Origin of the sequence: Streptomyces sp. NPDC091280 (genome assembly GCF_044768565.1) — a bacterium.
GTDB lineage: Bacteria > Actinomycetota > Actinomycetes > Streptomycetales > Streptomycetaceae > Streptomyces.
Genome location: NZ_JBIVUZ010000007.1, coordinates 206,894 through 226,749, shown reverse-complemented (window position 1 = coordinate 226,749; position 19,856 = coordinate 206,894). Strand labels below are relative to the sequence as shown.

Genomic DNA, 19,856 nt, shown 5'->3' with positions numbered 1-19,856 from the left:
GTCAGGCCGCGTCCGGCGGCTCCCAGGTGCCCCGGACCAGCGCCCGTTCGGTACCGGCCAGACACACGGCCGCGGCGAGCCACGCGCGCGCGTACCCGTCCGGGTCGGCCTCCTCGGTGCGGCCGAACACATCGCGCCCACGCCGGTCCGCCTCCGCCGCGAGGGCGTACGACAGCTCCGCGGCCGTCCGGAAACCGGCCCGCCGCAGCGCTACGACTGCTCCGGCCCGGTCGCCGTCGCGCGCGGGCTCGGCGGCTGCCCTGCGCCCGCCGGACACCGCGACCTCCACCAGCCGCCGCAGCCGCCACAAGGGCGCCTCGGCCACCGGGTCGGACGGGACACCGGGGAGCCCGGCCGCCTCCAGGAGAGCGTCGGCCGGTGGCAGATGGCCGCCCTCGATGCGGTCGTAGCCCAGATCGGCGTGACCCAGCCACTCCGCGGGCAGCCGCAGCGTCGCCGTGGCCTGGTCCGGGTCCGGTACGGGCCCGACGGCGAGCGGTCGTAGCGTCGCCGCGCGATCGGGGTCGAGGCGGCCGACGACGCGCAGCCGCAGTCCGGGGCGGGAGGCCAGTCGGCGCAGGTTCGCGGTGTGGGCGAGGTCGGGGTGGCCGTTGGACGGCAGCAGACGGATCAGCGGGCCGTCCGCGTCCGCCCGGCCGGGGGTCGACTCCCGTGCGAGCAGCTGCTGTTCGACGACTCCGACGATCACCAGCTCACAGCCGACCAGCTCACCCGCCGTCCGCCCGGCGTCCTCCGGATCGCTGACCGGCGCGTCCCCGAGCCGGGCCGCGACGGCCTCGGCGAGCGGCCGGGCGAACAGGGCCGCCAAGGGGCCCGAGGTCCAGGACAGGCCCGGGACCGGCGTCGCCCGCACGCCCTTGCCCGCGCCGAGGCGGCCGTCCGAGGACAGCGTCGCCCCCGAGATCAGCAGCCCTCCCCGGGACAGCCCGGCATGGTCGACACTGCCCGAACCGAGCGCCACCGTGGCCGTGGCGGCTCCGCGCGCACGGGCGGGACCTCCCGGCTTCACGTCCGCCACGGTGAACCAGCGCCCGTCGTCGGAGACGACATGGGTGACCACCCCGCCGTAACCGGTGGCGGAGATCACCGGCTCCCGGCACACCCCGTGCACGCGCAGCGCACCCTCGGGCCGGTAGGCGCGCCGGGCGGTGCCGACCAGTGCCGGGGCCGGGTCGGCCGCCGCCAACAGGCCGGTGGTCAGGAGGAGTTCGCGCAGGTCGGCGACCAGGTCGGCCAGCCGGTGGCCGTCATGGCGCGAACGCGCGCCCCGTAGACCGCGGACCACCCGCAGGGCCGCCGCCTCGGCGCGGTGCAGTCCGGCGAGGCGCGCGGTGTGCGAGGCGCGCAGCACCTCCGCCTGAGCGACCGCACCCGCCGCGGGTATCCCGGCGGCCAGCACGGCGGCAGCGGCGGCCCACAGTGAGCGGGCGGCGGTCAACTGCGCGTCCGTGGGCCCCGTTTGAGACTCTGGCTCGGCCCGGTCCGGCCCGGGCGCCCCGGCGGTCTCGACGGTGTCCGGCGCCGGCGGCTCGGCCTCCCGCGCCACGGCTGCCTCCGCGTCGGCCACCGGACACGCGCCGAGCACGGCGGCGCGGTGCAGGCACCTCGGGGCCAACAGACAACTGCACACGGCCTCTTCGGGATCCGTGAGCACCCCGGAAGGGCCGGGGGTGAGGACGACCTCGGCGTCCTCGCCGCACCGCACCCGCCGTACGGAACCCTCGATGACGACGGGTGCGGCCGTGTACGTCTCGATCGCGGCGTCGAGTTTCTTGAGCAGCCGGGAGGTCAGGGCCTCCACGGCGGCAGCGGCCACCTCGGGTGCCACCGGGGGCAGTTGGGGGTTCATCGGGACTCTCCGCGGAGGCGTTCGCCCACCCAGCGGGCGAGGGCGAGGGGACTGAGGGCGGCGACGGGCATCCCGGCCGCGACGAGCTGTCGCGCCACCGGCACGGAGTAGCGCGGGGTACCGGAGTCGTCCAGGGCGGCGCAGCCCATCAGATGCACCCCGGAACTCGCCAACGCCCTTACCTCGCCCAGGAGTCCGCCCAGCGGGTAGCCCTCCTCGAAGTCGCTCACCACCACGACGAGGGTCCGGCTGGGCACGGTCACCAGGGAGCGGGCGTGGGCCAGCCCGGCCGCGATGTGCGTGCCGCCGCCCACCCGCACCTCCAGCAACAGCGACAGCGGGTCCTCGACCTTGTCCGTCAGGTCGATCACGTCCGTCGAGAACGCCAGGAAGTGGGTGCTGAGCGTGGGCACCCCGCCCAGTACGGCGGCGGTCAGCGCCGCCCAGATGACGGAGGCCTCCATCGAGCCGGACACGTCGACTACCAGGATCAGCCGCCAGTCCGCCTCCTTGCGCGAACGGGTGCTGAACACCGGTCGCTCCGGCACCACCAGGGTGCTGCCGTCGGGCCTTCTGCGGGCGTGGGCCAGGTTCGCGCGCAGGGTGCGCGGCAGATCGATCCGGCCGCCCGGACGGCGGGTCGGACGCGGTGTGGCCAGCCCGGACAGCGCGGGCCGCAGCCGGGTGGCCAGCTCCTTGGCCAACTCGTCGACCAGTCGGCGCACCAGCGGTCGCAGCCGGGCCAGTTGCTGCTCGGGCATCCCGCCCGCCAGGGACAGCACGGACGACAGCAGATCGACCGAGGGACGCACCGAATCGGGGTCGAGTTCGGCCAGTACGTCGCTACGGCCCTGGTCGGCGGCGCGGGCGAGGACCTCCTCGCGCACCTCCGCGCCGAACAGCGCCTGGAGTTCCTCGGCCCATTCACGCGCGGTCGGGAAGGAGGCGTCCTGCCCGCCGCCCGCACCGCTGTCCCGGCCGAGGTCCGAGGAGCCCTCGCCGCGGCCTCGGCCGTACAGCTCGTCGAGGGCGTGCGCGTAACGGCGGGCGCCCGGCGGCAACTTGTCGCTCTCCCTGCCGAGGAGCAGCCGCCACCGGTCCGCCGGCGTGAGACGGAGTCCGTCATCGACCGGCGGGTCCGGCACCGGCACGGGACGCGGGGTGGCGGTCCCGGGCCGCGCGGCGTCGGCGGGCCGGGGCGGCGGGGCCGCCGACCGCAGCGCCTCCACCGCCGTACGGCCGGCCTCGTCCGCCGCCGCCCACAGGGCCAGCAGGCGCGGGGAGGCGGACAGTGTCAGGTCGAGGCGGTCACCGAGCCGCTCGGTGACCGTGTGCAGCAGACGGTCGCGGCCCGCCGGGCTGAGCGTGTCGAAGCCGCCGCGCAGGGCCGGCAGCCGCTCCAGGAACGCCTGGTCGCCCAGCGAGTCGACCCGGTCGAGCAGCGGGTCGAGGGCGCTCGGTGCCGACTGGAGCAGGGGTGCCGCCCCGGTCAGCAGGCCGGCGAGCCTACGGGCCAGCGCGTGCCGCGCGTCGGGGCCGGTGGCGGTGTCGATCCAGCCGGCGGCCCGGGCGCCGAGCGCGTCCGCGTCGGCCAGGTCGAGCAGCACCCGGCAGGCGAGTGCCGCGCCCTGAATGAGAGGCGAGCCGGTGCGCGCGAGGCCGTCCAGGGCTTCGTCCATGCGCAGCCCGAGACGGTGGTCGGCCGCGCGGGTCGCCAGCGCGACGAGCGCGGCGGCCTCCTCCGGGTCGTCGCTGCCCGCCAGACCCGGCAGGGATCGTACGGCCGACTCCAGCAGGTCGGCGGCGAGCACGCCCGCCGCCTGCCGGGACCCGGGCGTGGTGCCGGGCAGATGCTCCCGGCGCAGTGCCTCCAACAGGTCGAGTCCGGCGAGGAGTTCGGGAAGTGTCGCGGAGGCGGGCAGCACCTCGGCGGCCTCGGCCAGCCGCTGGTCGACCAGGGCGGGCAGATCGCAGCGGGCGGCGTCCCGAAGCCCCGCCAGGACGAGGGCACAGGTGGGCCCGCCCGCCGCCGACTCCCGGCGGAAGGTCTCCCGCAGCGTGCCCTCGGCCGCCAGCGCCGCCGTCACGCCCCGCACCCCGGCCAGGTCGAGCCGGACGGGCACGGCCGGCACCCACGCCAGCCGCCACCGCGTGGTGAGCGCGGCGGCGTCGCCCGTACCGGCTACCGCCACGGGCTCGCCGTAGCCGACCCCGCACACGTCGAGGCGTCTGAGAAGGATCTCGCGCCGGTTGTCGAGGGGCGAACGGAGCGGGTCCAGGCGCAGTTCGCGCGCAGCGGGGTCGTCGGGGCCGGGCAGCCGCAGGGCGGCGAGCTCGGCCTCGACGGACGGGGCGAGCCCGGAGCGCGGGGTGCCCGGTGCGACCCGGCCGCGCTCGGTGCCCACCAGGACCACTTCGAGGGCACGCGCGAGAGCACGGCCCCGGCCGAGCGGTTCACCCTGTCCCATCACGGACGTCAGGGCCTCCAGCACCTCGCCCCGGCCCGGCGCGGGGAGCCCGCGCACCCGCGCGAGGTCGCAGGCCACCCGCAGCGTCTCGCGGGCCTCGCCGGTCCCCGCCGTGTGCCCGGCCGCGCGCAGCTCACGGCACACTCCCGTGATGGCCCGCGCGGCGGCGTCGCGCAGCAGCCCGGGATCGCCCGCCGCGCCGAACACCGCCTGCTGCCAGCGCGGGTCGCGGATCCCGGCCGGATACCCGGACCGCGAGTCCAGCAGATCGAACGCGTACGGCACCAGGGAGGTGACCACGGGCGAGGGCTCCCCGGGGAACACCGGTGCCGTCCCCTCCACCGCCGTACCCGCCACCCCCGCGCCGTCGGTCAGCGCCGGTGCGTGGAAGGCGCCGATCACCGCCGCGACCCGGCGTCCACCGGCCGCCGCCAGGGCGATCGTCTCCCGCATGTGCGCCTCGCGCGCCAGGTCCACCGCGGGTATCCCCTCCGACGACTCCGCGTCCTGGCGCAGCGCCCAGCCGACGCCCAGGGCGGCCCGGCGCAGCGACTCGGGGGAGCAGCCGGGGGCGAGGACCTCCACGCTGCGGTCCCACAGGTCGTCCCCGTCGCGACCGGTCCCGGCCGCGGTGAGCGCCCGCGCGAAGGAGGTGGGCGCCCGCCGGTCGGCCGCCTCGGTGTGCTCGGGCGCCTCGGCGTGCTTGGCCGCTTCGGTGTGTTCGGGTCCCTGCGCGTGCCAGCGCGCGTCGGCCATCGGCAGGTCGCAGCACACGACCTCCGCTCCGCGTTCCCGGGCCCAGCGGACCGCGGCGAGTTCGGGGGAGAAGTCGGCGAACGGATAGAAGCCGAGCCGCCCGTCCGCACCGGCACCCGCGAGCGCCACCGGCGCGAGCGTGCCGGGCGCGCCGAGGTGGGTCAGCCACGGCTGGAAGTCCACCGGCAGTTCCACGCACACCACTTCGGCACCGGCCGCGTCCAGCAGCGCGGGCACGGCGGCGGCGAGCGCCGGGCTGTGGTGCCGTACGCCCAGCAGGAACGGCACCACCGAGTCGGCCAGGGCGTCGAGTGCGGCCCTGGGGTCCTGAGCGAGCGTCACCGAAGGTTCTCCCGCAGGTCCCAGAGGCGGCGCCAGGTCGCGGAGCCGTCCTCGGCGCGGCGGCGCACCGGGCCGTCCCAGTAGCCCAACAGGCGTGCGTGGTCGCTCGGATCGTCCTTGCGGACCACACCGAGGAGATGGCCGGGCACCAGGTCGAGAGGGTCGCCGGAGGGCAGGTAGGCGGTGGCCACACCGAGGGAGACGGCGACCTGCACCGCCTCCGCGGTGGACATGACCGTGCCGGGGCGCTCCACGTCCCAGCCCTCGGCCGAACGCCCCGCCCGCAGATCGCGGAAGACGGTGACCAGGACGTCGAGCACCGCGTCGTCGACGTCGAAGGCCGCGCCCGCCCGCTCGACGGCCGCGACGGCCTGCCGCCGCACGAGCGCGGTCTCGGCGTCGACGTCCGCGATCGGGTGCACCGTCTCGAAGTTGAAGCGGCGCTTGAGCGCGGCGGACATCTCCGACACACCCCGGTCGCGCAGGTTGGCGGTGGCGATGACGGTGAAGCCGGGGGCGGCGGCGACCTGCGCGTCGTCCGTGCCGGACAGTTCGGGCACGCTCATCCGCCGGTCGGAGAGGATCGACACCAGGGCGTCCTGCACCTCGGGCAGACAGCGGGTGATCTCCTCGACCCGCGCCACCGCGCCCGAGCGCATCGCGCCGAGCACCGGCGAGTCCACCAGCGCCTGGGGCGTGGGGCCTTGGGCGAGGAGCAGGGCGTAGTTCCAGCCGTAGCGCAGCGCGTCCTCGGTGGTGCCCGCGGTGCCCTGCACGGTCAGGGCGCTGGTGCCGCAGACGGCCGCCGCCAGCAGCTCCGAGAGCATCGACTTGGCGGTGCCGGGCTCACCGACCAGCAGCAGCCCGCGTTCTCCGGCGAGCGTGACCACGCACCGCTCCACCAGGGCGCGTTCACCGACGAACTTGGGGGCTATGACGAGTTCGCGCGGCAGTGTCTCGTGGGGCTTGGCGAGCTTGAGGGCCTCGCCCGCGCTGCCGCACACGAAGGTGATGACGGCGCGGGGTGTCAGCCGCCAGCCGGGCGGACGCGGGCCCTCGTCGTGGGCGGCGAGGAAGGCGAGTTCGGTGGCGTGGCGCTCTTCGGCGGGCAAGGTCTGCCGGTCGGGCAGGGCCGTCGCCGTGTCGGTCGGGGTCATGAATGTCCTTGCAGGGTAGGTCTGTCGGTCGTTTGCGGACGGGGGCGCCGGCGGTGTCCGGCGGCGCCCCCGGTGCGGTGTACGTCAGCGGCGGCGGCCCCGGCGCACCTTCAGCTCCTCGAACCGGGGAGCGTCGCCCTCGCGGACCCGCTGCCAGGCTCTGCGGTACAGGTCGGCGGCCGGTTCGGTCGGCACGATCACGCCCAGGGGTGCCTGATCGTTGACGACGAGGTCGAACAGCGGCAGCTTCCAGCGCTCCAAGGGGACTCGCGGGGACGGCTGTTCGGCCCAGCCGCCGGGCAGGAAGAGCGAGCGTCCGGCTCTGGTCCTGGTGGCCTGGACCACGAGGTCGGTGGCGGCCAGTTCGGCGCGGGCGGCCTTGAGCCGGGCCGGCTTCCAGCCCGTCCACCGGGCCGTCGCGCGGTCGGTCGGGTCGGGCATGGCGAGGAGCATCAGATACAGCGTGGCCGCGTCCTCGCCGAGGTCGTACTCCTTGGCCACCTCGACGACCAGGTCGGGCACCGAGCAGCCCGGGTGCTGCGGCCACCAGGTGCCGTCCTTGTCCCGGCCGCCCGCCATCGGCTCACCGGGGTCGGCGAGCAGGGCGGCGAAACGCGGATCGCGGACCAGGCGCAGGGCGACTTCGGCCGGGTAGGGCTGGTCGTTGACGCGGGTCGCGGGCAGGTAGGGGTCCTGGCCGGCCTCGTCGAGGAGGTCGACCCGGATGCCCGGGGCCGGCTGGTCGTCGTGGGTGGCCATGACGACGGCGCCGTAGCGCTCGAAGCCCGGACCGGTCTCGGTGGGGGTGCCCGCCGTCTTCCGGAACGCGGGGAGGCCGATGTACTGGCCGAGGTCGAGCATCAGCCCGGGGGCGGCGAGGCGCTGGCGCACGGCGGTGAGCGCGGGCGGCAGCGCGGCGCGGACCGGGTCCCCGGCGGGCAGCCGGTGGGCGAGCCACGCGGCGAGGCCGACCGAGCCGGTCAGGGTCTGCACGGTGAACCCGGCCGTGTCGTTGCCGACCGGCCGCACCCGGTCGCCGTTGACCTCCCACCGCAGGTCCCGGCTGAGCTGCGGGGCGCGGGCCGGGTCCAGGAGCGCGGGCAGCGCGTCCCGCACCGCCCACGGCGCGTGCCGGTGGGCGCGGATCGCGTCGCTGAGCAGTTCCTCGGGGACGGCGGGACGCTTGCCGAGCCTGCTGTTCCACACGGCGGCGCCCGCCGCCACGTCCGGGCCCTCGGTCCACAGGCGCACCGGGTCGGCGGGCAGCAGCGCGCCCACGACCTCGGCGCGGACGGCGCTGTCGATGCCGCGCAGTTCGTCCTTGGCGACCGCGGCGGGGGCGACCTTCACCCCGATGACCTTGCGGGCTTCGGTGGTGAGGAAGGTCCGCTCGTAGGCGTCGACCCCCGGCAGCCCGGCGACGACGAGCCGGGCCATCGTCTCGGTGACGCCGGTCAGCCGGGCGAACTCCTCGGCGGCGTCCGGGAACCACGGCGCCGGACCGCGCTCGGCGAGCGCGGCGAGGAACGCGCCGAGCCTGCCCGGGTGTTGGTCCTCGCCGACCGGCTCGCAGGCCAGGACCTTGTACGGCTCCGGAGCGGCGAACCGTCCGGCCGGATCGTGGAACAGGCCGGTGAAGTCGCAGCCGTCGTCGTCCGGCGACCCATGTCCGGTCAGGGCGACGAAAGCCCCGTCCGCGAGCGGCAGCAGCCCGTGCCAGGAGCCCTCGCGCCAGGTGTCGGGGGCCGGGCGGAGCCGGTGCGCGTCCAGGTGCAGGGTCACCGTGCGCCAGCGGCCGGGCGCGTCGGACCGTCCCAGCCCCAGTCGCGCGAATCCGTCGAGCAGTTGCCGCAGTGCCGCGCGGTGCTCGGCGCTGGTGGTGCCGGCCGCCGCGCGGTGGGCGAGGGCCGGCACCCGCCCGAGCAGGGTGTGCAACTCCGGCTGCCCGACCGGCAGTTCGGGCCCGTCGAGGTGGAGCCGGACCGTGCCCGGTTCCGCTACGGCGGCCACGTCGGTGGCGTCGGCGGCCCGGGTCAGTGTCCGCAGGGTACGGAAGACGGTGTCGGCCTGGTCGTCGCGGTTCCACCAGTAGCCGTTGGTCGCGCCGAGACCGCTCATCGCGTCCCGCAGCAGGCTGTCCGTGGGACCGGCCGGACCCTCGTCCTCCAGGCCGCCTTCCAGAGCCAGCGTGAGCCGGGTCGCCGCCGCGTCCAGGACCGCCTGCTGGGCCGCCGCGTACCGTACGACCCCGGCGATGCCCGCGAGCAGCGCGGGGTGCGTGACCGGCAGCAGGGTACGGATGGCGCCGGGCAGTGTCTCCGGCTCCTGGTCGCCGGCCGCCGACAACAGCGCGGCGGCGGTGTCCCGTTCGATCCGCCGCAGTCCCGTGGAGCCCGCCGGGTCGCGCGGGGTCAGGCACTCCCAGTACTGCACCGGCGGCAGCAGCAAGGAGCCCTCGCCGAAGACGCCCGCCGTACGGTCGGTCTTCCCCCACGCGGTGACGACACCGTCCGCGTCGACCAGTTCGAGCCGCCAGCCGTTGTGCACGACCGCGGTGGGCCGCTCCGCGCCCGGGAACATCACCAGCGTGTACGGCCGGCCCGCGTCGGCGGGCAGTGTGAGGCCGTGCCCGGCGAGATCCTCGACCCGCGTGGAGCCGTCGGGGAGTTCCAGCCTGCGCAGGCCGACAAGGCCGTCGACCGGTGCCGAGGCCGGGGCGGCGCCCGCCGTGGGGGAGGGCCGCAGCCGACCCCCGGCGAAGGTGCTGCCCGCGGGGGCGTCGCGCAGCGCGTCGGCGAAGAACGCGGGACGGCTCATGCGTCCGCGCTCGTCGGTGGCCGGATCGTACTCGTACCAGCCGTGCTCCTCGCGGTCCTCGGACTCCGCGTGCCACACCCAGTGGCTGGAGCCGTCGAAGAGCAGCGGGCGCTCCTCGGGCACCGTCGTGTCCCCGGCGTGCAGGACACCGCGGCCGGTGGTCCGGCCGCCGCCGGGCAGCGGCAGGGTGATGGGGAAGTTGGCCTTGTACCAGTCCATTTCGGTACCCCGGGTACCGCGCGGGCCCTCCAGCTTCTCGACCCGGTCGGCACGGGTGTGCCAGTAGCCGCGCAGGCCGTCGTTGCGGCTGTTCCAGTAGACGAGGAGTTCGCCGTCGACGTGGTGGAAGCCGGGGTCGCCGTAGCGGTCGTCCTTGGGGACGCGCAGGTCGTGGGTGAGGAGGGTCCCCTCGACGCCGATCACCCGGGCCTGGGCCTCACCGGCCACCACGAGGTGGGGCCAGGCGTCGGCGACGACCAGGTCCTCCACCCGGTCCTTCGGGACGAGTTCGGCCGCCGCCTCCTCCCAGGCGGGCCAGCCGAGTTCGTCGAAGAGCCCTGCCCGCAGGGTGCGCGCCAGCACGGGCGCGAGGTCGGTGGCGACCGCCGCGCGGACCTCCGTCTCGGCCAGCGCCAGCGCCTCGGCCGGCAGCCACTTCAGACGGGCCAGCGCGTCGGGCAGCTGCGGCAGTCCGACCGCGGTGAACCGCTCGACGACCGTGCGCACCCACTGGGCGAGCAGCGGACGGCAACCGGGCGACTGCGCCAGCAGCCGGATGGCACGACGCCCCGAGTCGTCGTCGCTGAACCGGTCCGCGCCCTTCAGGAAGGCGCCGTGGAAACGGGCGTCGGCGCCCAGGAACAGCAGGTCCCGGTGTCCGTCGCCCGCCGCCCACTGCTCCAGCGGCAGGGCGTGGTCCCGTTCAGGAGCCGCCACCGGTACGTCCAGGGACAGCAGCAGGTCGATCAGGTCGATGTCGTGCGTGACCCTCAACGCCCGTCCGGACGCGGCGAGTTCGGTCCGCAGCCGGTCCACCGTCCGCTCCACGAGCGGGTACAGCTCGGGCATGCGGGTCGAGCCGCGCCAGGACCGGGCCCGCTCCCGGAACGTCAGGAAACGCTCCAGCCAGCCCGCCGTGCCGTCCCGGGGACGCTCCTCCTCGGGCAGGCCGGCGTCCCACAGCCCCGCCGTGGCACCGGAGTCCGCCAGCACCTGGAGCCACAGCGCGGGCATCTCGTCGTCGGCACCGGCGGGCAGCATGTCCAGCAGGGTGCCGCGCACATGCCGCTCCCGCGCGGCCAGCGCCACCAGCGCGGCCCGGTGGCCCTTCCACCAGCCGGCCGCGGCACGCAACGTGGCGGGCAGGCCGAGCAGTTCGGACAGGTACCGCTGCTCGGCGAGGTCCGCGTCCTGTCCGGCGGCGCGGGCCAGCTTGCGAAGGTCGCCCGCCATCTGCGCGGACGGCGGCAGACCACCGGCGGTGCGGCGCAGGCACAGCCGGGTGAAGCGCCGCAGCGCCTCCTCGGCGGGCACCCGCGCGGCCAGCTCCTTGCCGTAGGCGGACAGCACCTTCACGGGGAGCGCGCCCGCCAGCGCGAACTCCAGGAACACCGCGTCGAGCCGGTCCTCCTCGATGACGAGCCCGTGCTCGGCCTCGGCCCTGCGGGCCCGGGTGAACAACTGGGCCGCGTAGGTGGCATTCTCCTCGGCGAGGAACACCCGGCCCGCCTGCTCGTAGAAGGTGGGCAGGAAGTGCGGGACGGAGGCCGCCAGCCGCGCGCCCAGCTCCACATAGGCGTCCAGGGCGGCCTTGGGCCGCGACTTCGCCTGCCGGGCGGCGCGCTCCAGGTCCGGTACGACACCGAGCGCGTGGTGCCCGTCCTCGGGGTGGTGCACCAGCACCCACTCCGGGAAGCCCAGCGACTGACGCGACCCCAGCCCCACGACGGCCGGTTCGGCGTCCGGCTCAAGTCCGAGGAAACCGGCGGCCAGGTCTTCCGCCGCGCCCAGCTCACCGGCGACCAGCCGGACCACCACCCGGTCGTCGAGACCCGGGTGCCGGTACGTGCGGGCCGTCAGCGGCACCGCCCGCTCACCGGCGCCCTCCGTGTCCGGCGGCAGCACCGCCCCCGCCGCGAGCAGCTCCTCGTACGACACCTGCGTCCCCCCGCTCATGCGCTCTTGCCTTCCTCGATGTCACGCCCGGCGTACAGGGCCGCCGCCATCCGCATTCCCTCGGACCAGGCCACCGGTCCCACGTCCCGCAACGGCAGGGCACGGCCGTCCTGGTCCTGCCAGCTGAGCCCCCCGGTCTCCACCGTGTCCTCCCAGTACGGCTCCCCGATCCACACGGACGCCTCGACCGTGCGCCCGCCGTCACGCACCCGGGCCGTGGCGTAGCCGCCGCTGACGCGGTAGCCCAGCGAACTGGCGCGCGCCGCGAGGGCGAACCGGGAGCGGAACGAGCCGCCCGCGAACTCCCGTATCTCACTGGCCTTCGGGGCGATCTCCTCGGGGCGGACCCAGGTCGCCCGGTGGATCTGCTCGACGCGCTGGACGATGCCCAGCTCGGCCGCGAACTCCCGGATGTCGTCGAGGTCGGGCAGCAGCACCGGGTGCGGCAGGGTCACCGTGCGCGGGGACAGCCGTACCGTCTCGCCGTCCAGGTTCACCACGCGCAGCTCGCCGTCCTCGGTGGTGCCCCGGAGGAAGCCGACCTCGTCGGGGTCGTCGCCGACCACGGCCAGATCGCGCAGCGCCGACTGCCAGGCCTCGTCCGGCCACACGCGGACCAGCAGGCCGGTGGGGACGGGCAGCGACGACACCATCCAGGAGTCGACCTGTGCGACGCAGCCCGCCGCGTGCCGATCCAGCCATTCGGCGAACCTGCGCAGCCGGTCCACCTCCGGGTGGTCCTTCAGCGCGCGCGGCAGGGACTTCAACTGCCGTCCCGCCGCCCGGCCCCCGGTGGCACGCGCCGCCACCCGTCCCTCCACCAGGGCGACTTCATACCCGTCACCCGCCGACAGCCAACCCACTGTGCCCCCGCCTCCCACATCAACCCAGCCAGAAGAAAGCACAGTTCAGCCGAGATGTCCCGACAGCTGTGCGACGACAGGCGGAACGTTAGCGGCGATCACTGACAATCGGTCGGGGAAGCTGTGGACGGACCGGATTCGGCCACCGCCGTCACAGGCGCAGGACGATCAGGGCGGTGTCGTCGGTGTTGCCCTCCGCGGGGAGGAGATCGGCGAGCAGGGCGTCGGCCATGGACTCGGGTTCCGCGTGCCGGTGGTGGGTGAGGGAGTCGGCGAGCCGGGCGAGACCGCGGTCGATGTCCTCCGTACGACGCTCGATCAGTCCGTCGGTGTACAGCACCAGGGTGGAGCCCTCGGCGAAGGGGACGCTGGTCTGCACCCGGCCGACATGCTCGGGTCTGGCGCCCAGGGGCGGGTCGGTGGCCTGGTCGAGGAAGGTCACCGTGCCGTCCGGGGCGAGCAGGGCCGGCGGCGGATGGCCCGCGCAGCTGTAGGTGATGGTGCGGTCGTCCCAGTCGATGAACGTCGTGACCGCGGTCGCCGACTCGGCCCCCTCCACGAAACGCGAGTACAGCCCCAGGGCCTCCAGGGCGGGCCCCGGGCCGTCCGCGACCCGGCAGGCCGCGCTCAGGGCGCTGCGCAGCTGGCCCATGGCGCAGGCCGCCGCCAGCCCGTGTCCGACGACGTCACCGACGGCGACCGCCATCCCGCCGTCGGACAGGTCGACCAGGTCGTACCAGTCGCCGCAGACGTTCAGCGCGCCCACGGCGGGCCGGTAGCGGACGGCCGCCCGGTGGTGGCCGACGGGTCGCGGCGGGGGCAGCATCGCGGCCTGGAGGGTCAGGGCCACCTCGCGCTCGTGCGCGTGGGCCGTGCGCAGCCGCTCGTTGACCTGTTGCAGCTCACGTGCCCGGGTGTACAGCTCGGCCTCCAGTACCCGGGCCCGGCTGTCGTCGGACTGTTCGTCGAAGCCCCGGACGAACTCGGTGACCTCCTCCACCCGGTGGATGATCAGCGTCACCTCGCCGTCCGGGCCGCTGACGGGGGCGTTGATCGGGCTCCAGAAGTGCTCCACCCAGCGGCCGGACTGCTCGGGGTCCTCGATGTCGTAGCGGAGCAGGGCCATGGTGTCGCGTTCGCCGCTGGTCACCGCGCGCAGCATCGACTCCCGGGTCTCGCGCATGCCGGCCGCCGCCGCGTCCTTGGGGTTCTCGGGGAAGACGTCGAAGATGTACCGGCCGATCAGTTCCTCGCGCTTGCGTCCCGACAGGCGCTGGAAGTCGTCGTTGGCGTCGACGTAGACGAGCTCGGGGGTGAGCAGGGCCACCATGCCGGGCATGTCGCGGAAGACCGCCGCGTAGTCGATCTCCGGATCCGGATCCTGCATGGCCTGCCCGCTTCGACGCCGTGGGTCACTGTGTGGCTCCACGATAAGAGGGATCCGGCCACGAAGCCCGGAAACGGCACTTTTCGGTCCGGTGAGCGGCTGCCGCGCCCCCGGGCCGTCGCCCGACCGAGTGACCTGGCGGAAAGAGCCTCCGCAGGCCGCCGGACCCTGGTATCGGGCCCTGCCGGGAACGGCCGGGCGCCGGTGTCGCACGCCGGACGGCCACCCCGTTCACGGTTCGGCGTCCGGTGTGCCGGTCACACCGGTGGTGACCCGGCGGTAGGCGGCCCGGGCGTGCAGGAGGCGGGCCAGCGCCGTGCCCACCAGGGCGGCGGTCAGGAGGCAGCCGAGCCAGAACGTGTCGCGGTGCCCGGCCCAGGTCAGGGTGCCGGCGGGCGGTATGGCGAACCCGTTGAGGAAGAGCCAGCACAGCACCGCGATGCCCGGGGCCGCCGTGAAGCGGGCGCACAGACCGAGCACCACGGACAGCAGGGACAGCGCGACCAGCGCGGGCGAGGGCCGATCGGTGCCTATCAGCGCGTTCAGCAGCGCCACCAGCACCAGCGCGCCGCCGGACGCCGCCGCCCAGACCAGTGGCGTGGCCACGGGCGAGGGGACGGGCCTTGCTCCGGTGCGGAGCGGCACCCAGTCGATCATGCCTGCGACTCCTTCTGGTCGTCCCGCTCCTCCTGGGACGGGGAAGCCAGCCTGCCCGAGTCCCCGGCACGGGGACAACCTCGCCCCATGGCTCAACTCCCGGTCCGCACGGCCCCCTCCGGAGACTTCGCCGCCCGTCGCTCGTAGAGAGTCGGCCACAGGGTGATCAGGACGAGCAGCCACACCACGCCCACCGTGCGCACCCGCCCGCCGAACGCGGCCAGCATTAGCGGCAGGACGCAGCAGGGGAGGGCCACCGACAGCAGCCACCGCCGCTCCCGTTCGGCCCGGCCCAGCCAGGCCAGCCCGCTGAGCAGGAAGTATCCGGCCAGCGACGCGCACAGCAGCCACCGGGTGGCGTCCGGCAGGGTCTCCAGATGCTCGGCCGCGGCACCCAGTGCGGCGGCCAGGGCGGCGAGGCAGCCGGACACGAAACAGTGCAGGGGCAGCGCCGCGCGCGCGGGCAGCACCCCCGCCGCCAGATGCGGCACCCCCGCGTAGCCGTGCCCGAACGACAGCGACCACAGCGTGGCCAGCAGGACGAACGCCGCTACGGCCAGCATGTACAGCTGCTTGTCCCACTCCGCGTCCGACAGGCCCTCGACCACCTGGGCGACGCCCTCGCCGAGCACGATCAGGACGAAGAGGCCGAGCCGCTCGCTCAGGTGCTCCGCCTGCGACCGCGCGAGCGACGGACTCGCCTCGGAGCCGCGCCGCGCGGGACGGTCGTCGTGGCGTTCCCTGGCCTCCTGGTGCTCGACGATGTCACGCGCGGAGACCGCGAAGGTGACGTACAGGTCGAGGGCGATACCGAGCGCCCAGAGCCAGTGACGCATCGGATCGTGCGCCCAGAGGGAGACGACCCACGGGATCACGCCGAGCGACATCTGGGCGGCCGGCCAGTCGACGAGGATCTGGCGGCGGTGCTGCCAGGCCCGGTTCGCCAGTCCCCGGATCAGGACGTAGGCGAGAGCGAACACGCGCGCGTGCTGGTCGTCTCCCTCGTGCACCCCCGGTACCGCCGCCGCCATGACGGCCATGCCGAACATCGCGAGCAGCACCGTGCGGACGTGGGTGTGCTCGGAGGCCACGTTCGCGTACAGGGTGAAGACGATCCAGGCCGTCCAGAAGGCCAGGAACAGCAGCGCGTACAGGCCGAGGTCGGACACGTCCGGGACACCGTGCAGGAGGTGCGCGATCTGCGCCACCCCTGCCACGGCGACCAGGTCGAAGAACAGCTCCAGCCAGCTGGCGTGCCGGTTCTCCTCGGATGTCGCTCGCGGGGCCGCCGCGGCCGTGTCGTCGTCGCTCACGGCACCACCATGCCCTGTCGCGGCGGCGGTCAGGCCCCGGACGGCGCGGGAGCCAGCACGATGGGCCACTCCTCGTCGTCGGCGAGCAGCCGGTCGAGCGGCACATCGGGCCCAGCGGTGAACACGGCCGTCGGCTCGCCCAGGCGGGCGCGGAGCGCCGGTTCGACCGTCGTCGCGGCCGACAGCAGGAGCACGGCGTCCGGATCGGTGACCGAGCGCTCGGGGAAGCCGGCCGGGTCCACGCCCGCATGCCGCAGCGCCACGGGGTGGACGGCGACGCCGACCTCCAACCGCCCCGAGTCGAGCGACCGCTCGGCCCAGCCGTCGGTGCGCACCAGGTAGAACGCCCCGTCGCCCTCGTAGCAGTGACCACCGAGCCGGGCCACGGCACGCTCCCCTGGAGTGCCGTCCGGGTCTACCACGAGGATGACGAAGGCGGCGTCCGGATCGTCGGGGGCGATGCCGGAGCGGACGTACAGGCGGGCCATGGGGCAGGGCCTCCGAAACGGTCGGATCTGAGCGGAGCCGGGCAGCAGTACGGTACGGGGTCGTCTCCGGCCGGAACCGCCGCCCACCGCGAGCGTTCCGCCGCACGCGACGCCATGGTGGCCGGAGGGGGTGTCACAGCCGTCGCGAGATGATCAGCCGCATGATGTCCGAGGTGCCCTCCTCGATCTCCTCCAGCTTGGCGTCGCGCATCCACTGCTCGACCGGGAACTCGCGCGAGTAGCCCCACCCGCCGAGGGTCTGGACGGCGCCCCAGGTCACCGCCATCGCGGTCTCCGAGGCCTGGAGCTTGGCCATGGCCGCGACCTTCGTGGCGTCCGCCCCGGCGTCCAGCTGCCGTGCCGCGTGCAGGGTGAGCAGCCACGCGGACTCGATCCGGGTCGCCATGTCGGCCAGCCGGAACGCGACGGCCTGGTGCTCGATGATCGGCTTGCCGAACTGCCTGCGTTCGCGGGCGTAGCCGAGCGCGTACTCGTAGGCCGCCCGGGCCGCTCCGGTCGCCGCCGCGGCCAGCACGATCCGCGAGATGTCGAAGGTCCTCATCAGACCGCGGAAGCCCTGCCCCTCGTCGCCGAGCCGGTCGGACTCGGGCACGAAGACCTCGTCGAAGAAGATCTCCCGGCAGACGATCGCGCGCTGCCCCATCTTGCGCATGGGCTCGCCGAACGTCATGCCCTCGGCGCCCTTGCGCAACAGGAACGCGCTGACCCCGGAGGACCCCCGGCCCGGGTCCGTCTTGGCGAACACCACGTACTGGTCGGCCAGTCCCGCGTTGGAGATCCACGCCTTCTGCCCGCTGATCGCGTAACCGCCCTCGACCCGGACGGCCTTGGTGACGATGGACGCCGCGTCGGAACCCGCCTCCGGTTCGGTCGTCGCCAGCGCGGTGAACAGCGGATTCGGCCCGGCCAGCGGACGCAGCCACTCCGCCTTCTGCCGCTCGGTGCCGAGCGCGAGCAGCGGGTCGGCGAAGAACCCGTTGGAGCACACGAAGTTGCCGATGCCGGGGTCGCCCCAGCACATCTGCTCCTGCACCAGGCACTGGGTCACGACATCGGTGAAGCCGCCCCCGCCGTACTCCTCGGGCAGCATGAAGTCGGTGATGCCGACCTTCGCCGCGGCCCGGAAGATGTCCAAGGGCGGCTCGATGTCCCGCTCGTCGACCTCGCGCCCGCGCGGCCGGATCTCGTTCGCGGCGAACTCCCGGCACAGGTCGACGATCGCCCGCTGTTCATCGGTCAGCGGCCAGGGCTCAGTGGACGTGCTCACGCGGTATCTCCTGCTCCTCGATGGCTTCCCGGTGGCCGTCCGCCCCGGTGGTCTCGCATGCGTCGTTCGCTACGGCGCCCGCGGCACGGGGGACGACGAGCGCGTCCACGGCCAGGGCGCCGCCGGGCCCGACCCGGATCGGGTTGACCTCGATGTCCGCCACACCGGGCGTGGCCGCGATGGCCTGCGACACGGCGACGATCGCGTCGGTCAGCGCCTCGACATCGACCGCGGGCTGCCCCCGCCAGCCGTCCAGCAGCGGGCGGGCGCGCAGCCGGTCGAGCATCCCGGCCGCCGTCCGCCGGTCGACCGGTGCCAGTTCCACGGACACGTCACGCCAGAGTTCGGCGTGGACTCCGCCCAGACCGACCGCCACGGTCGGGCCGAAGTCACGGTCCCGACGTCCGCCGATCAGCATCTCGACGACGCCCGGCCGGACGTCCTGCTCCTCGACGACGTACTCGCCGGGCCCCAGCCGTTCGTACATCTCACGGAACACGGCGGCGGCGCTGTCCGGGCCCAACCCGGTTGCCACGGCCCGGTGTTCGCTCTTGTGCTCGATCCAGCCGGCCTTGAGCACCAGCGGCGCCCGCAGGGCCGCGCAGGCCTGCGCGAACCCGGCCGCGTCGGTGACCCGCCGCGCCTCGGGCATCGCGACACCGAGGGCCGTCAGGAACGTACGGGCCGCCCAGTAGCCGGCCGCCGGGACGGCCGTCTCACCGCGTACGTTCGTCGGCACGGATCGGGGCCGCTCACCGAGCCGCGTCACATGACCCAACGCGCCCACGGCCGAGTCGACGGTGTCGAACACCGGGACGCGGTGCTCGCGGAGCCGGGCGACCGCGGGCGAGGCGGCGCTCATGCTGTGCACGATCAGGGGTACGCGTGCCGTGTCCGCCCGCTGGAGGTCGCCGAGGCGGTCGACCACCGCGTCCTCGGCGGCCGCCAGGCTCGGTGCGTCCTCGCCGTAGCAGCCGAGATACCCCGACAGGACGATCGAGTCGACCTCGCCGGAGGCCGCCACCGCCTCGACGACCCGCGCGTAGACCTGGAGATCCGCCTCGCCCGCGCCCGCGAGGTCCACCGGATTGGACACGGCCGCCGCGGCGGGGAGCAGGGCACGCAGAGCGGTCCGCAGCCGGTCGCTGAAGACCGGCGCTCGCAGCCCCCGCCGGGTGGCGAGGTCGGCGGCGATCCCGCCCTGCCCGCCGCTGTCGCTGATGATCGCGACCCGGCGTCCGCGCGGCGCGGCGGTCGCGTCCAACACCCTGGCCGCGTCGACGAGTTCGCGCGGTGTCGTGACGCGGAGGGCTCCGGCGGCACGGCAGGCCGCGTCGACGACGTCGAGCGCCGAGGTCAGCGAACCGGTGTGCGACCGCGCGAGCCGACGACTGCCCTCGCTGGCGCCGGTGGTGAGCACCAGCGCGTGCTTGCCCGCGCGGCGGAGGGCGGCGAGCGCGGCGACGATCCGCGGTCCCTCCGCGAAGCCCTCCAGATACAGGGCCACCGTGGTGGTGTGCTCGTCGGTGACGAGGGACGTGAGTACGTCGGCGGCTCCCACGTCGAGTTGGTTGCCCACCGAGCAGAAGCGCGACACGCCGAGCCCGGCCCGTGCGCCGAGCCCGGCGATCTCCGAGCCGAGCTGACCGCTCTGCGAGACGATCGCCAGCCTTCCGGGCGTGAAGTTCCCCCAGGCGAGCCGGAGTCGCGTCGCCGCGTTGAACAGTCCGAGGCTGTTCGGGCCGATCATCCGCGCGCCCGACTCGCGGAGCAGCGCGGCGAGTTCGGCCTCGTCGGCGCCGAGCCCCGAGGTGATCGCGAGGAACGCGCGGCAGCCCTTGGCGAGCGAGTCCCGGACGACGGCGAGCACGTGCCGCGACGGCACGCACAGGGCGACCAGGTCGGGGGTTCCCGGCAGATCGCCCACGGTCGTACGGCAGGGCTGCCCGAGGACGTGTGCGGCACGGTGGTTGACGAGCCACACCTCCCGCCGGCCGGCTCCCGCGAGGGCGCCGGTGGCGAGCCAGTGGCCCCACTTGGCGCGGTCGTCGGTGGCACCGACGACGGCGACGGACGAGGGGTCGACGAAGGCCTGGGGAAAGGACACGGACGGTCTCCCGGTCTCAGGTGCCGAGTGCGGGGCGGAGCGGTGAGTCGCGGTGCCGAGCGGATCGGGCGCGGGGCCGCGCCGCCGTACATTCAGCCATGGGGCCGCATCTGCGTACAGACGGGCCGCGGGTAAGGCGACGACGTTCGGACACGGCCCCTACGGCGG

11 protein-coding genes are annotated in these 19,856 nt (G+C 74.8%); all 11 read right to left on the bottom strand.

Translation table 11 applies throughout. The features are described from left to right. Position 1: 1 nt before the first annotated feature. Positions 2 to 1,870: a hypothetical protein gene (locus ACIQPR_RS22235; RefSeq protein WP_403650928.1), complete on the bottom strand. Its 1,869-nt coding sequence runs from the start codon at positions 1,868 to 1,870 to the stop codon at positions 2 to 4. Then, the gene (locus ACIQPR_RS22230; RefSeq protein WP_403650927.1) at positions 1,867 to 5,436 is read right to left on the bottom strand and encodes a DUF5682 family protein; all 3,570 of its coding nucleotides are present in this window, start codon (positions 5,434 to 5,436) and stop codon (positions 1,867 to 1,869) included. The genes ACIQPR_RS22235 and ACIQPR_RS22230 overlap by 4 nt, the downstream gene beginning before the upstream one ends. Next, positions 5,433 to 6,593, bottom strand: a complete 1,161-nt coding sequence (locus ACIQPR_RS22225) for an AAA family ATPase (RefSeq protein ID WP_403650926.1) — start codon at positions 6,591 to 6,593, stop codon at positions 5,433 to 5,435. Before ACIQPR_RS22225 ends, ACIQPR_RS22230 begins: the two co-directional genes overlap by 4 nt. A gap of 84 nt (positions 6,594 to 6,677) precedes the next feature. Beyond that, entirely contained in the window at positions 6,678 to 11,585 is a 4,908-nt protein-coding gene (locus tag ACIQPR_RS22220) for a DNA-binding protein (protein WP_403650924.1), read from the bottom strand. Continuing rightward, complete coding sequence (locus tag ACIQPR_RS22215) at positions 11,582 to 12,448, bottom strand: DUF4132 domain-containing protein (protein WP_403650923.1); 867 nt, start codon at positions 12,446 to 12,448, stop codon at positions 11,582 to 11,584. Before ACIQPR_RS22215 ends, ACIQPR_RS22220 begins: the two co-directional genes overlap by 4 nt. Before the next feature lie 151 nt (positions 12,449 to 12,599). Next, a complete protein-coding gene (locus ACIQPR_RS22210; protein WP_403650921.1) occupies positions 12,600 to 13,835 on the bottom strand; it encodes a PP2C family protein-serine/threonine phosphatase in 1,236 nt (411 codons plus the stop codon). A 231-nt stretch (positions 13,836 to 14,066) separates the two neighbouring features. Beyond that, positions 14,067 to 14,492 (bottom strand): hypothetical protein, encoded by a 426-nt coding sequence (locus ACIQPR_RS22205; RefSeq protein ID WP_403650920.1) that lies wholly within the window; start codon positions 14,490 to 14,492, stop codon positions 14,067 to 14,069. A 92-nt stretch (positions 14,493 to 14,584) separates the two neighbouring features. Beyond that, on the bottom strand, positions 14,585 to 15,805 hold the full coding sequence (locus ACIQPR_RS22200; protein ID WP_403650918.1) for a low temperature requirement protein A: 1,221 nt from the start codon (positions 15,803 to 15,805) through the stop codon (positions 14,585 to 14,587). A gap of 29 nt (positions 15,806 to 15,834) precedes the next feature. Beyond that, positions 15,835 to 16,293 carry a hypothetical protein gene (locus tag ACIQPR_RS22195; RefSeq protein WP_403650916.1) on the bottom strand — a complete coding sequence of 153 codons (459 nt, stop codon included), beginning with the start codon at positions 16,291 to 16,293 and terminating at the stop codon, positions 15,835 to 15,837. Positions 16,294 to 16,426: 133 nt separating this feature from the next. Next, positions 16,427 to 17,581: an acyl-CoA dehydrogenase family protein gene (locus ACIQPR_RS22190; protein WP_403650914.1), complete on the bottom strand. Its 1,155-nt coding sequence runs from the start codon at positions 17,579 to 17,581 to the stop codon at positions 16,427 to 16,429. After that, entirely contained in the window at positions 17,565 to 19,688 is a 2,124-nt protein-coding gene (locus ACIQPR_RS22185) for an acetate--CoA ligase family protein (protein ID WP_403650912.1), read from the bottom strand. The genes ACIQPR_RS22190 and ACIQPR_RS22185 overlap by 17 nt, the downstream gene beginning before the upstream one ends. Between the last annotated feature and the right edge of the window lie 168 nt (positions 19,689 to 19,856).

Coding starts and splice junctions, on each gene's coding strand:
- ACIQPR_RS22225 (WP_403650926.1), bottom strand. CDS start 6,593: ATGACCCCGACCGACACGGCGACGGCCCTGCCCGACCGGCAGACCTTG.
- ACIQPR_RS22210 (WP_403650921.1), bottom strand. CDS start 13,835: ATGCAGGATCCGGATCCGGAGATCGACTACGCGGCGGTCTTCCGCGAC.
- ACIQPR_RS22205 (WP_403650920.1), bottom strand. CDS start 14,492: ATGATCGACTGGGTGCCGCTCCGCACCGGAGCAAGGCCCGTCCCCTCG.
- ACIQPR_RS22235 (WP_403650928.1), bottom strand. CDS start 1,870: ATGAACCCCCAACTGCCCCCGGTGGCACCCGAGGTGGCCGCTGCCGCC.
- ACIQPR_RS22195 (WP_403650916.1), bottom strand. CDS start 16,293: ATGGCCCGCCTGTACGTCCGCTCCGGCATCGCCCCCGACGATCCGGAC.
- ACIQPR_RS22220 (WP_403650924.1), bottom strand. CDS start 11,585: ATGAGCGGGGGGACGCAGGTGTCGTACGAGGAGCTGCTCGCGGCGGGG.